This is a genomic window from Mesorhizobium sp. M0030 (assembly GCF_040323695.1).
Classification (GTDB): domain Bacteria; phylum Pseudomonadota; class Alphaproteobacteria; order Rhizobiales; family Rhizobiaceae; genus Mesorhizobium.
Genome location: NZ_JAMYVE010000012.1, coordinates 25,707 through 37,735, shown reverse-complemented (window position 1 = coordinate 37,735; position 12,029 = coordinate 25,707). Strand labels below are relative to the sequence as shown.

General features: G+C 59.7%; 16 protein-coding genes and 3 pseudogenes. 14 read left to right on the top strand and 5 right to left on the bottom strand.

Annotation, left to right across the window (positions count from 1 at the left end):
* Positions 1–32 precede the first annotated feature (32 nt).
* The 3 genes from NKJ80_RS22565 to NKJ80_RS22555 all read right to left on the bottom strand — a co-directional run bounded on the left by NKJ80_RS22565 (position 33) and on the right by NKJ80_RS22555 (position 877).
* A complete protein-coding gene (locus NKJ80_RS22565; protein ID WP_286456740.1) occupies positions 33–260 on the bottom strand; it encodes a KTSC domain-containing protein in 228 nt (75 codons plus the stop codon).
* Between the two features lie 43 nt (positions 261–303).
* Positions 304–498 carry a hypothetical protein gene (locus tag NKJ80_RS22560; RefSeq protein ID WP_023673158.1) on the bottom strand — a complete coding sequence of 65 codons (195 nt, stop codon included), beginning with the start codon at positions 496–498 and terminating at the stop codon, positions 304–306.
* Between the two features lie 193 nt (positions 499–691).
* Entirely contained in the window at positions 692–877 is a 186-nt protein-coding gene (locus NKJ80_RS22555) for a DUF3606 domain-containing protein (RefSeq protein ID WP_023693356.1), read from the bottom strand.
* 126 nt (positions 878–1,003) lie between these two features.
* Between NKJ80_RS22555 and NKJ80_RS22550 the strand changes: the two genes are divergently transcribed.
* From NKJ80_RS22550 to NKJ80_RS22530, 5 genes are all read left to right on the top strand, one after another.
* The gene (locus NKJ80_RS22550; protein WP_352498347.1) at positions 1,004–1,882 is read left to right on the top strand and encodes an ATP-dependent DNA ligase; all 879 of its coding nucleotides are present in this window, start codon (positions 1,004–1,006) and stop codon (positions 1,880–1,882) included.
* Positions 1,883–1,953: 71 nt separating this feature from the next.
* Positions 1,954–2,103: a hypothetical protein gene (locus NKJ80_RS22545; protein ID WP_023673151.1), complete on the top strand. Its 150-nt coding sequence runs from the start codon at positions 1,954–1,956 to the stop codon at positions 2,101–2,103.
* Positions 2,104–2,126: 23 nt separating this feature from the next.
* Positions 2,127–2,348, top strand: coding sequence for a DUF768 domain-containing protein (locus NKJ80_RS22540; protein WP_023673150.1), 222 nt, complete (start codon positions 2,127–2,129; stop codon positions 2,346–2,348).
* On the top strand, positions 2,345–2,575 hold the full coding sequence (locus NKJ80_RS22535) for a DUF768 domain-containing protein (RefSeq protein WP_023734068.1): 231 nt from the start codon (positions 2,345–2,347) through the stop codon (positions 2,573–2,575). The genes NKJ80_RS22540 and NKJ80_RS22535 overlap by 4 nt, the downstream gene beginning before the upstream one ends.
* A 207-nt stretch (positions 2,576–2,782) precedes the next feature.
* Positions 2,783–3,445 (top strand): outer membrane protein, encoded by a 663-nt coding sequence (locus tag NKJ80_RS22530; RefSeq protein ID WP_023673148.1) that lies wholly within the window; start codon positions 2,783–2,785, stop codon positions 3,443–3,445.
* A 575-nt stretch (positions 3,446–4,020) separates the two neighbouring features.
* Here the strand turns inward: NKJ80_RS22530 and NKJ80_RS22525 are convergent.
* Positions 4,021–4,212 (bottom strand): hypothetical protein, encoded by a 192-nt coding sequence (locus tag NKJ80_RS22525; protein ID WP_023673145.1) that lies wholly within the window; start codon positions 4,210–4,212, stop codon positions 4,021–4,023.
* Positions 4,213–4,431: 219 nt separating this feature from the next.
* On the bottom strand, positions 4,432–4,893 hold the full coding sequence (locus tag NKJ80_RS22520; RefSeq protein ID WP_023673144.1) for a Ros/MucR family transcriptional regulator: 462 nt from the start codon (positions 4,891–4,893) through the stop codon (positions 4,432–4,434).
* Between the two features lie 269 nt (positions 4,894–5,162).
* Between NKJ80_RS22520 and NKJ80_RS22515 the strand changes: the two genes are divergently transcribed.
* The 9 genes and pseudogenes from NKJ80_RS22515 to NKJ80_RS22475 all read left to right on the top strand — a co-directional run bounded on the left by NKJ80_RS22515 (position 5,163) and on the right by NKJ80_RS22475 (position 11,955).
* Positions 5,163–5,912 (top strand): Crp/Fnr family transcriptional regulator, encoded by a 750-nt coding sequence (locus NKJ80_RS22515; RefSeq protein WP_023686036.1) that lies wholly within the window; start codon positions 5,163–5,165, stop codon positions 5,910–5,912.
* Positions 5,913–7,224: 1,312 nt separating this feature from the next.
* Entirely contained in the window at positions 7,225–7,458 is a 234-nt protein-coding gene (ligD, locus tag NKJ80_RS22510) for a non-homologous end-joining DNA ligase LigD (RefSeq protein WP_156937204.1), read from the top strand.
* A pseudogene (gene ligD / locus NKJ80_RS22505) lies at positions 7,448–8,066 on the top strand (non-homologous end-joining DNA ligase LigD). The gene ligD (NKJ80_RS22510) and the pseudogene ligD (NKJ80_RS22505) overlap by 11 nt, the downstream one beginning before the upstream one ends.
* A gap of 168 nt (positions 8,067–8,234) precedes the next feature.
* Positions 8,235–9,201 (top strand): annotated as a pseudogene (locus NKJ80_RS22500) (ArdC family protein).
* A pseudogene (locus NKJ80_RS31490) lies at positions 9,198–9,419 on the top strand (DUF2958 domain-containing protein); the annotation flags it as partial. The pseudogenes NKJ80_RS22500 and NKJ80_RS31490, both read left to right, overlap by 4 nt.
* Positions 9,420–9,576: 157 nt before the next feature.
* Positions 9,577–9,930, top strand: a complete 354-nt coding sequence (locus NKJ80_RS31485) for a hypothetical protein (RefSeq protein ID WP_084023758.1) — start codon at positions 9,577–9,579, stop codon at positions 9,928–9,930.
* Positions 9,931–10,118: 188 nt separating this feature from the next.
* Positions 10,119–10,727, top strand: a complete 609-nt coding sequence (locus NKJ80_RS22485; protein WP_352498346.1) for a hypothetical protein — start codon at positions 10,119–10,121, stop codon at positions 10,725–10,727.
* The gene (locus NKJ80_RS22480) at positions 10,724–11,116 is read left to right on the top strand and encodes a phage holin family protein (RefSeq protein WP_023702904.1); all 393 of its coding nucleotides are present in this window, start codon (positions 10,724–10,726) and stop codon (positions 11,114–11,116) included. Before NKJ80_RS22485 ends, NKJ80_RS22480 begins: the two co-directional genes overlap by 4 nt.
* Positions 11,113–11,955 carry a hypothetical protein gene (locus NKJ80_RS22475; RefSeq protein WP_352498345.1) on the top strand — a complete coding sequence of 281 codons (843 nt, stop codon included), beginning with the start codon at positions 11,113–11,115 and terminating at the stop codon, positions 11,953–11,955. Before NKJ80_RS22480 ends, NKJ80_RS22475 begins: the two co-directional genes overlap by 4 nt.
* The last annotated feature ends 74 nt before the right edge of the window (positions 11,956–12,029 follow it).

Sequence of the window (12,029 nt, the reverse complement as noted above, 5' to 3'; positions counted from 1 at the left end):
GTGGCGCGGGCCGCCTCGAATCTGAGATTCTGTTAATCGCCCGAAGCGGGTGCTACCCTCCCTGCCGCGAGCCGGAATGCATAACGATTGCGGATGTGGCTGTTAAAATAGACGCCCTTGGCAAAGGCAGCTTTGAACGCGGCAAAGGCCTCAGCAGGTACGTCCAAAAACTCGTAATGCTTCCCGCTCGCTACAAACCAAACCGAGAGAACCCTGGTGCTGGGGTCATAGTCGAACTTGCGTATCGAGGTCGACGGCATGGTATGCCATTCAAAAACTCAGCCAGCCGAGTTGGATCGTCAGCTACAGGCTGAAACAGTATTCGAAGACGTGCCCGCGCTTCTCGTCGGCAACCCTGATCCAAATGGGTTCGCTGGTGCGCAGGGTGACGTCGCGCTCCGTCGCTTCCCGCGCCGCCCTGATCGGCGTTGTCGCGTGCACGATGTGGGTAGCCGTCACGGTATCGCCATCCATTTCCTCAACGTGGTATTTCGGCACTTGTGTTCCTAAGCGTCTAGTTCGAGAGGCTGATCGTGATCCGGATCGGAATGATAAGCGACCTGGCGAAAATCGCGCATATCGATCTGTTGCCCGCAAACAGGGCAAGGGAGGAAATGCGCGAGTTCGCTCGCGGGCGGGCCTTCATGTCGGTGCCCAGTTATTGGTCTGCCGAGATCCGATAGCCTGGTCATTATTTCCGCAGAGCCTTCGCTTCTCGCTCCAGCGTTTCGCGTTGGTTGCCGTGCTTCGCGATCAATTCCTTGACCTGCTGCGGGGTGATCCCGGCCTTGGCTGCGAAATACTCGACTTCATAATCCTCATCGGCCGAGACCTGGTCCCGATCGCGAAAGTCCCGCTTGCTCTTGTCGTCGGCCATATCGATTCCTCCTTCGCTCATCCCGCAACGCCGAGTTGACGTGTTTGTTGCACCCAAGAGGCTGATTTCCGGTTTCGGAACTATTTTAGCTCAATCTTATTGAATCGCCGGAGGGCGGATCAGTGCATGCGTTTGAAGTTCATCGAGCCGTTGATGCCGACCCTTGTGGAGAACCCTCCCGAGGGTGAAGGCTGGACCCACGAGGTCAAGTTCGACGGCTACCGATCGCAGATGATCATCGATGAAGACGGCACACGCATTTATACGCGCAACGGCCACGACTGGACTGCGAAATATCGCGACCTGGTGAGAGAGGCCAAGCGCCTTGGTGCCGAAAGCGCGATTGTCGACGGTGAGATCATCGTCTTGAACGAAGCTGGCCTTTCGGACTTCGGCGATCTGCGCAAAGCGATCACCCGCCGACAGCAAGACCTCTATTTCGTCGCCTTCGATCTATTGCACCTCAATGGGCACGATCTGCGCGACATGGCGCTTGAGGAGCGGCGCGAGATCCTGGCCAGCATGATCAAGCCCGGGCGGCGTATTCAGTTCAGCGAGCCTCTGCCCGGCGAAGCCAAGGCGATCCTCCACTTGCTCGACCAAGCCGGACTTGAAGGCATGGTGTCGAAGCGGAAGGACAGCAAATACCGCAGCGGTCCGTCAGCCAACTGGCTGAAGGCCAAGTGCTATGCGATCGACGAGTTCGATCTGCTCGGCGTCGAGCGTGAAGCGGGCAAGCCGGCTTTCGCTCTCATGGCCGAGCGGGGCACAGGGCGCTATGTCGGCAGCGCGTTCGTCACCTTGAACCGGGAAATGCGCGAGAGGCTATGGAAACGCGTCCAAGAGCACCCAGGCACGGCGCCCAAGGGCGTCATGAAGCGGCCTGCGACGCAATGGGTCAAGCCGGGGCTGATCGGCCGCGTAAAGCACCTGCGCGGCGAGGATGACCTGCGCCACGCCTCACTGCAGGACTTCCGAGAGGATGACACAGATGGCCGTGGCTAGGAAAGATCAGGAGCGCGCCACCTACGCCTGGATGTACGCCCAAGCGAGCAAGGATGGCAAGGAGACGTGCGGTGCCAGCCTACTGGGGAGAGCATGCCGACGCGTGGCTGCAGGGCTTTGACGGTGAGCCGGTGGCCGCCTTCGGCAAGACCAAGACTGTCAACGACGAAATGGAAGCCGAGGTCGACGAAGCTGCCGTCGAGCGCCCTGCTGGAACCTAAGCGCTGGATCGAGCTTAGGCTTCATGAGCACACGCGGCGTCAACTTTCTCGATCGCTGGATCGGCAACAATTTCCCCGAAACGGCTAAAACCGACGCCGTTTCGGTAAGTGAGTACATACACAAATTGTATGCCGACGCTAAAGCCTTGACGATCGAGCGCGAAGAGATCGACGAAGAGGTTGATAGCCTATATCGGACGCTGGTCGATGCCGTCGTGCACTTTGCCCCAGGTGTTTCCGAATGAGCAAGCCGGCCGTCCTATTTTTGAACCAATGGATAAAAAAACACGATCTATCCGACGCCGGTGCGCCGAAAGAGCGAGCGGAGATCGAGCAGCTCGCAAAGCGCCTAATCGCCGACGCAGAGGCTGAGGGGATTGCGGAAAGCGAGCTGACCGAGGCGTTCGACGACAAGGAGGTCGACAGCCTTTATCGTACCCTCCTCGATGTTAATTCTGGGATACCGAAATGAGTGTTCCCGGCCTGAAGGTTCTGGACAGTTGGCTGGCCGAGCAGTTGCCCACTGTGGCGAGGGGCGATCCGATCGCCACCAGCGAGTTGGCATAAGGTTCTCATGTAAGTGCGGGCGGCCGATTTGAATTCGGCCAACTGTGGCAGAAAAACAACTGCATCAATCGGCGCGCTCTGCTACCAAAAAGGTAGTTACAGGAGATCACCTATGAAGAAGCTGCTTCTTGGTCTGTCGTTGTCTCTGCTGGCTTCGTCGGCGTATGCTGCCGATGCCATCGTTGCAGAAGCCGCGCCGGTCTTTAGCTGGACGGGTGGGTATGTCGGCCTACAGGCAGGCTATGCTTGGGGGAATGGCAACATAGACGAAATCGGTGGGCCGGGCTTTGTCGACACAGATCCTGACGGGTTCCTTGGTGGCGTCTACGCCGGTTACAACTATCAGATGTCCAATAACATTGTGATTGGCGCGGAGCTGGACGTCGTATATGCGAATGTTGATGGCAGCGGCCAAGTCTTCAGCGCTCCTGGTATCCCGATCCCGGGCGGCATCGCCACCGAAGAACTCAACTGGAGTGCGGCGGCAAGACTGCGCCTAGGATATGCCGTTGATCGCTTTCTTCCTTATATTGCGGGTGGCGTTGCGTTTGGCGATGTCGACATAAGTAATAATGGAGGCGGACCTTCGTTCGGAGATACATTCACAGGATGGACGATAGGCGTGGGCTTGGATTATGCCATGACCGACAATCTGCTGCTGCGAGGCGAGTATCGCTATACCGACTTCGGTACAGAATCCTTTGGTGGTCTGGTCAATGCCGACGTTGATCTGAAGACCAACGAGGTTCGCTTCGGCATCGCCTACAAGTTCTAATCCCTGATGTCATAATAGCCTGTCGCTCACCGCGACGGGCTTTTTTGTGCAAGAACCGTTTGCGGCGATCCCCTCAACGGAGTTCGCTACCATGGTCAAGACGAAAACCCCTCACAACACGTTTCGCAGGAACAGCTCGCCCGCTTCAAGATCGAGGCGGAACGGCTGCACAAGGCAATCGTCGGCCCGATTGTCGCCGATCTGCGACAATCACCAGGCCGTGCAGGATCCGCATGAAGTGCTGCTCAAGAACGTGAACAATCACCGACAGGGATGCGCTATCCGATGGCCTCTTACAGGTCCGGCGTCGCTGCCTAGTGCTGGATAAGTGGAGTCCCGAGACCGGGGAAGGGCAGCACGTTGCCGCCCGTCCCCCGCCGGCGGCGCAGTTCAACCTCTCGATAGACGAGGATGCCCATCACCATTTCCGCGCTGGCGATTTCCGATCTCGATGGCAACGACTTGAGCTATTGGTGCAGTTGTCGCGTTTCCATGGTCGCAATGTGGCCGGCGATGGCTTCGATGCTATCGCCCAAATTCGCCAGTAACCCTGCGGACCTCTGCATAGGCTTGCTCTACAGCCGCGAAAACGTGTTGAGATGCAGACGCGACCTTTGGCCTTCTGCAAAGGCCACGGCATAGGATTCGAGCTTGAATGATCGGGTGAGTTCCTGGTCTTCCTCGATCACGCGGACAAACCACTCGCCACAGGGTTTGCCAACTTCGACACAAGGGCGTGCTTTGCGAATTGGAATTATGTCAGCCATGGCGTTGCCTCCCAGCAATCAGGCCAAGCGGAGATTAACGTCGTAAGCGGCCTACAACAAGAAAAGATTGGGCAGCAATACGAAGCTGAGGTGTGGGCCACAAATGGCCGGCGCCATGGGTTGGGGAACCTGGGTGGGCACCGGCCAAGAGCGGACAGGTCCGCCGCGATGCATACATCGCCGATTGGTGCCGCGGTGGTAATGGTGTGATCGCGGAAGCTACGCTTTAGCCTTAGCCGTCGGCCTTGCCTTGCCCGTTGCAGTTGCCGTGGGCTGCGGTGCCTTCCTACCCAGACCGATCGACTTCGCCATGGCAGACCGTGAGGCCGCATAGTTGGGAGCGACCATCGGATAAGTGGATGGCAAGTTCCACTTCGTTCGATACGCGTCAGGAGTGAGACCGAAATCCACGCGCAGATGTCGCCGAAGGGTTTTGAACCGCTTACCATCTTCAAGACAGATGATGTAATCGGGAAATACTGACCTTTTTGGATTTACCGCAGGCACTGGTTCTTCGGTCGCGGCAGCCACGCGATGGCCAATCCCAGACAGCGACCCGTGCACTGAGGCTATCAGGTCCGCCAAGCCCGCGACCGGCACGGGATTGTTGCTGACGTACGCGGATACCACATCCGCCGTGAGTTCTACCAGTTCAGCGGCGTGGTCGGGGGCGTCGGTCATGGTGTGAGTCCTCGAATTTGAGAACGATCTATTATAGCTGCTGCCGCAGCTGCGCAACTCGAGGCCCGATGATGGGCCGCTTCCCTCGTAAGCACCAATCCTGTTGAGCCTGTGTTTGCCGATGGGGAAAGGACCATCGGAAGCAGTGCCAGACTTATCACAGGTTAAGTCGGTCCGGTGTTTATGATATAAGGTCGGGCATCATTCGCGTTCTGCTGGCCGCGGGTGACTGAGAGACCATAGCGCTCCCGCCCAAACGGAGAGCCGACATGCTTTATCAAAGCCCCTTAACCGCCAAGTTCCATCGTGCCTTCACCCTCACGTCAGGTGAGCGTCAAGCTCTCGACGCGGTAAGAATAAGGATCGTTGCGATTGGCGCAAACCAGAACTTGGTCCGGGAAGGCGACCAGCCGTCCCGGTGCATAATGGTCCTGGCTGGCTTAGCCAGCACCTCGAAGGTAACAGGAGACGGGAAGCGTCAGGTCACTGCTTATCATGTGCCTGGCGACATGCCCGATCTGTTGAGCCTGCACCTCGATCTGTTGGATAGCGACGTTCGAACGGTGAGCGCTTGCAGTGTTGGCTTCATAGATCACTCGGCTATCCGGCTGCTCTGCGAACGCCACCCCAGGCTGGCGGCAAATCTTTGGCGAACGACACTGGTTGATGCATCGATTTTTCGCGAATGGGTGGTCAATGTCGGGAAGCGCCAAGCGCTTGGCCGAGTGGCCCACCTTCTCTGTGAAATCATGCTACGTATGGAAGATGCCGGACTTGCGTCCGATCAAACCTGCGCTTTTGGTGTGACTCAAGCTGACCTTGGCGAGGCGACAGGGCTGTCGGCAGTCCACATCAACCGCACGCTCAAGTCTCTTCGGGAGAAGCACCTTACATCACTTGTGAATGGCCAATTGACCATCCATGATTGGGAAGGACTGGCCTTTCTTGCTGAGTTCCGGCACGATTACCTGCACTCAGCAAGGAACAATAAAACGGCCGAGTTCATGTCAATGCACTGATTGCTCCAGGGAAAAATCGCCAGAAATGCGGATTGGCTCCAAGGGTAGCCGGACCACTTGTTGGCCTTCGCTGGCCATCAGCGGTGCGATCGCCCCCCAACATGGTCAATGCTTTGATGGCGCGTCGAAGCGTTAGCGCAAGGGGTTCACTTGCGCGCAGAGTGCATTCGGATGCTTACCGGCCCACATGGGCGTTGACTGTCCGTATGGCCGTCTGCGTAGCACCATCCATCCCCTCAACTGATACTTCGGCACTACAGGGTTTCCACCTCTCTTCATGGCTTTCGATTGGCCGCGCGATCGACCAATTTGTGGGCTCAGCCGCATCAATTCGAGCCCCGCTATTGGCTAGCGACTGTGGAAGAGGTTCCTGGGGCACACCATGCCGGCGCCCAAGGGAATAAATCTCGGCGACGCAATGGGTCAAGCCCGGGGCTCATGCGTCGCTGCAGATTTCGGGAGGACGGCGGATATTCGCTTTACTCCGACCGAAAGCGTGCCAAGGGACGTCGCCAGCTAAACAGCAACCGGCGTTGACGCTTGGGAGCGCCTGGCAGCGTTCACGGTGGCCTGTATGGGCGCTCGACATTTCGCGAGTGGCATGTGTTGCGAGCTTGTTGCAGATCATGTTCGCACCATGCAACGGCAAAACGCCTCATCGAGCGCTATGGAAAAGCCGCATTGTCAGTTCGGTCGAGCGAGCGCTTTTCTGCACGAGTTGTGACAGGGGAGGGCCTGTCAGGCTTGGAATTCACAAGCTGCAACGCAATTGAGGAAGAAGCCGAAAGGGTGCAAGACCAGATCGATTCTTGCAGCCAAACTCGGCTCTGGTGTGGTTCAATCCTGTTTGCATCATCGCGGATCAGCGGTCGGACTGTCGAGAACTGAACTGCGCGATCTCAGCCGGTGGGCTTCGAACCAAAACATGCGGACCACCGCGGACGGGGACAGTCGGTCCCGCGTCCCGTCCTGCGGCCGGCGCTATGCTGACGCTCCTACGGCTGTCCTGTTCACCGCCCGCGGCGGGGGGCGAATTTCCTCCGTCCTGCGCGTGACAATTGTCCGCTGTTGCGGCCGCGCGCAGGAACTGCGGCTTATGCGCCGTTCTTCCTTGAGCGCCGACGGTCGCCGGCGCGGTGCTTGGGCATGGAACCGAATCCCAGGCAGCGTATTGACATGTATCCGAGTTCCTTGTCCGAGTAGACGGCACTCTCAACAAAAGGCGCAAACGGCCCAGAGACTCGGCCAATCTCGATCCGGCAACGAGATCGCCGCTGCTGTCGGCGTCAAGTTGACGCATTCGGACAAGGTCATGTATCCAGGCACCAAGGTGACCAAATCCACGCTCGCCGCCTACTACGCAGTGGTCGCCGAGAAGATGCTGCCGCACATTCAGGATCGGCCGCTGTCGCTGGTGCGCGATACTCACGGCGACCTGCAGCAGACCTTCTTCAGAAGCACAACCTGCCAGGCGTGCCCAGGGCCATCCATGATGGCCACTTGGAGAAGGTGTCCGGTAAGGAAAGCCGCATCTCGTGGTCGATGACTTGGCTGGGCTGATCGCGGGCGTCCAGACCAACGTGCTCGAATTCCACATCTGGGGAAGCCGTCGCCAGCAGCCGGATCTGCCGCACCGCATGATCTTCGACATCGACCCCGACAGGGCTTGGGCTTTGCTGCCGTCAAGCAGGCAGCCCTCGACATTCGGAGCATTCTGGAAGCGCTTGGATTGCAGTCGTGGCCGTTGCTGTCCGGCGGCAAGGGCGTTCATGTGGTCGTCCTGCTCCTCCGGAGGCAGACTGGGACGAGGTCAAGAGCTTCTGCCAGGACTTCGCCGAACTGCTGGCCCGTACAGATCCGTCGCGCTTCGTCGCCAATATGAGCAAGGCGAAGCGCAAGGGCCGAATGTTTCTCGATTACCTGCGCAACGGCCAGGGCTCCACTGCAATCTGCCCCTGGTCGACTCGGGCACGCGCGGGGGCGTTGTGCGCGGTGCCTGTCAGCTGGGATGAGTTGCCCACCTGCGAAAACGCCAACGGCTTCGATGTCTTCGCCGCCGCCGCGCGGGCTCAGTTGCGCGACGCCTGGGAAGGTTATTTCGACGTCGAACAAACGCTTACCGACCGCATTCGGCACGCAGTCCGGCAGCAATAACCATAGGTCAGCGACACTACTGATTGGCGCGGACCGCCTTTGCCCCGAGTTCAGGAGCGTCCCCTTCGAGGCCTGGGCTATGCCTCTAGAGTGAGAGTACGGACCGGTTTGCCGTGACGGGTTGAGAGCTGGAGGAGAGGCCTCCGGCGCCCGTCGCGGAGAAACCCGATGTCCAGACATTACGCTCGCGCCGGCGCCGACCGGACAAGCCTCTATGATGATATCACCAACAAGATCATCGCCGAGCTGGAGGCTGGGCGCTTTCCCTGGGTGCCCTGGGGCACGGCGGCGGCGCAAGCACCCCTCGCCATGCCGGCCAATGCCGCCTCTGGCCGTGCCTATTCGGGGATCAACGTGCTGATCCTGTGGGGTGCGGTCGTCGAGCATGGCTTTCCCGTCCAGGGCTGGCTGACTTTCCGCCAGGCGCTATCGCTGGGCGGCCATGTCCGCAAGGGCGAACACGGGACCACCGTCGTCTATTCTGACCGCTTCATCCCTGACGACGAGAAGAAACGCGCGCGGGAGACCGGCGAGGCAGCGCGGGCCATACAGTTTCTGAAGCGCTTCACCGTCTTCAACGTCGCGCAATGCGAAAATCTGCCCGACGATCTGGCGATGTTTCCGCCCGCACCAGAGCCCGGACTGATCGAACCGGCCGTCGAGGCACTAATCAAGGCGACAGGGATCGATTTCCGCATCGGCGGCAATAGCGCCTATTATGTGCCGGCGCACGACTACGTGCAGGTGCCGTCTCCGCAGGCGTATTTCGAGACCATTGACTGGCACCGCACCGCCCTGCACGAGCTTGGCCATGCGACCGGCCATCCCTCCCGCGTCGGCCGTGACCTCGGCGGCGCCTTCGGCACAAAGCGATATGCTTTCGAGGAACTGGTCGCCGAAACGGAAGCAGCCTTCTGCTGCGCCTCGCTAGGTATTGTGCCGACCGTGCCACGCCGATTACCTGGCCTCCTGGCTCGATGTCCTGCGCGAAGACAACCGCGCCATCGTGCGTGCCGCCTCCCAGGCCAGCAGGGCAGCCGACTGGTTGCTCGCCTTCCTTCCGCAACCTGACAACGGAACCAGGGCAGGACCCGCCAACGTCGATGAAGTCGAAATCGAGAAGAGGGCGGCATGATCGTTCTCACCGAGGAACTGCGCGTGCCTGCTCGCCAATAGCCGCGATCGCGACGCCGGTGGTGAAGCTCTTCAAATCAACTCGGCGAAGGAATTTGGCTCGCAACCGCGCTCGAAATGACGTCGATCCGGCTACCTTTCGGCATCGGCATCGAGCGGGACATGCTCTTTGGCACCGACCTGCCGATTTCCGTCTGGGCAGAGAGGCGCGACGATACCAGGCAAAATTCTGGGCACTCCGCCCACGTCACGAGTCCTCGAAGCGCAGGCCGATCTTTCCCGCTGCATGTTCCTGCACGCGTTCGGAAACGCAGATCCTGCCAGGCTCGGCGATCCTCTCTAGACGCGCGGCGATGTTGACCCCCGCGCCCAAGACGTGACCGTCCTGTTCGATGATGTCGCCGACGATCTTGCCGCGATGCGTGGCAATACAGGGATCGAGGTGGTCACGTTGATGGCTGTTCAAGCGCTCGAGGGCACCTTCTTCGTCAGCGCCCATCAGTTGACTGTACCCGGCGAGGTCAGCCGCAAGGATCGCCGAGAGCTTGCGCTCGACCCGACCGATTTCCATCCAGTCCCTCTGCAAGGCGTCAGGATCATATTTGCCCAGGTCAAGCGATCCAAGTCCGCTCTTCCGGTTTTCTTTGGGATCGCGTCAACCATGTCGGGCGCACCCGTTCGTACGGAGCAACTGGGGCTCCGCACGAGGGACAGGGCAACTCACTGGTGACTGGGTGCGTGCCTGACGAAGCTCTTCGTTTCGGCTGAGATAAATGCTCTCACTTACGGAACATCGCAGGTTCGTCGAAGTTGGAAAGCTACGGAGGACGTGCACATGAACAGTGTCATTTATCTTATAGGCCTTATCATCGTCGTGCTCGCGGTCCTCTCCTTCCTCGGTTTTCACTAGGTGGCCTCATGCAGCATGAGAAGGATCAGGGCGGACAGCCCACCGAATTCGACAAGGCGAAAAGCGACGTCTCCGAAAGACTTCGCCAGGAAAATGAGCGTGCCAGCGAGTTGCTTCACGACGCGCGGGACGAGGTGACCCGTAAGGCTGGCGACTATGCATCTGAAGCCACGCAGGTCATCTCCGACAAGGCGGAGGAGGCGCAGCGCGACATCGGATCGAGCTTGGCGGCGTTGGGTGGTGCACTGCGAGCGGCCAGCGATCACCTTGCCAGCAACGATGAAAGGAACGCATCGAAGTTCGCTTTGGATGCTGCCAGTGGCCTTGAGCGGCTTTCATCGTCCTTGAAACAGAAGCCCTTTAGCCAAGTCCTTGATGACGTGCAGTCCTTCGGCCGGCAAAATCCCGGTGTCCTGCTTGCGGGATCGGTGTTAGCCGGATTGGCTCTCGGGCGGTTCATCAAGGCTTCTCCACCGGCAAGGCGCGAATCTCAGGCTGCTCCGGGAGACCTCGGATCACACACCGATCAGGCCCAGGGTTGGTCCGCTGATCGTTCGCAGGATTTTGGCCTCGTCGGCGATGACGGGGCCACGCAGAACGCGGAGCAGGACAGATGAACACCCAGGACAATCCCAGCCTTGCCGGGCTAGTCACCGATTTGGCCCAGAATGTCACCACTCTGGTGCAAACCGAGGCGAGGCTGTTTCGGGCCGAGCTCTCTGAAAAGCTTACCAAAGCCGGAGCAGGTGCCGCGGAAGTGCTGGGCGGCGCGATTTGCCTGCTCGCCGCGCTCTTGGTGTTGCTGCAGGCGCTCATTATCGCACTGACGCGGGCAGGGCTTGGCGCGGGGTGGTCTTCCCTGCTGGTCGGTGTCGTCGTGGCGGTCCTCGGCGTCATCCTGCTGCGGACGGGGACGGCCAGCATGGCGCCTTCGGAACTTACCCCCGACCGGACCCAGGGACAGCTCAAGCGCGACGCGAGCGCGATTAAGGAGCAGGTGAGATGAACGAGAAATCCGCAGCCGAACTTGAACGCGAGGCCGAGGCGGCTCGCGCTCGGGTGATGGAGACCGCCGAATCCATTCGAGGCAAGATGACGCCGGGACAATTGCTGGATGAGTTCACCGGGCTGTTCTCGGGAGGGGAGAGCGCGGCCATGCTCAGCAATCTCAGAACGCAGGTCCGAGACAATCCTTTGCCGGTCACCATGGTGGGCGCAGGTCTGGCCTGGCTGATGTTCGGCAGCGGTACCTCAAACGCCGCCCACCGTTCGGCTGGCTATCCATTGCCTTCAGCGCCGGGACGACATGATGCAGCAGGGGAGCGCGGCGGCTTGGGCGGCACGCTCTCCGATGCCGCGGAATCGATCTCCTCGAGCGCTGCCAGCGTCGGCGACACCATATCGAGCACCGCAAGAGCCGCTGCGGCGGGTCTGACGGGAAGCGCTGCCAATGCAAGCTCGACGACTGGGGACATGGCGGCGAAAGCCCACCGCTCCGCGCAAGATCTGTTGGAGGATCAACCCTTGGCCGTTGCGGCCGTCGGTCTCGCCATCGGCGCCGCTATAGGTGCAATTCTGCCCCATACCGCAACGGAGGACGAGCAACTAGGCGCCTATGGCGACAAGCTTCGCGATTCCGCCGAAACTTTGCTCGACAGGGGCCTCGATGAGGCCAAGCAGGTCGCCGCCGACGCCTATCAAACCATCAAGCAGGAAGCTGGCCGGGAACATATGGAAGCAGACACGATGGCCGATCAGATCGGCGAGATCGTGAAGTCCACAGCAGACAAGACCGAGCATGCCTTGCGCGAACGTATTTCCGATACGTCTCAGCGTCAAACCTAGCCTGATGGTCCTGGATCAGCGATAGACGGTTCCAGAAGGCGTGCATAATGGTCGCGCTGATCGCTGCGCGTGGA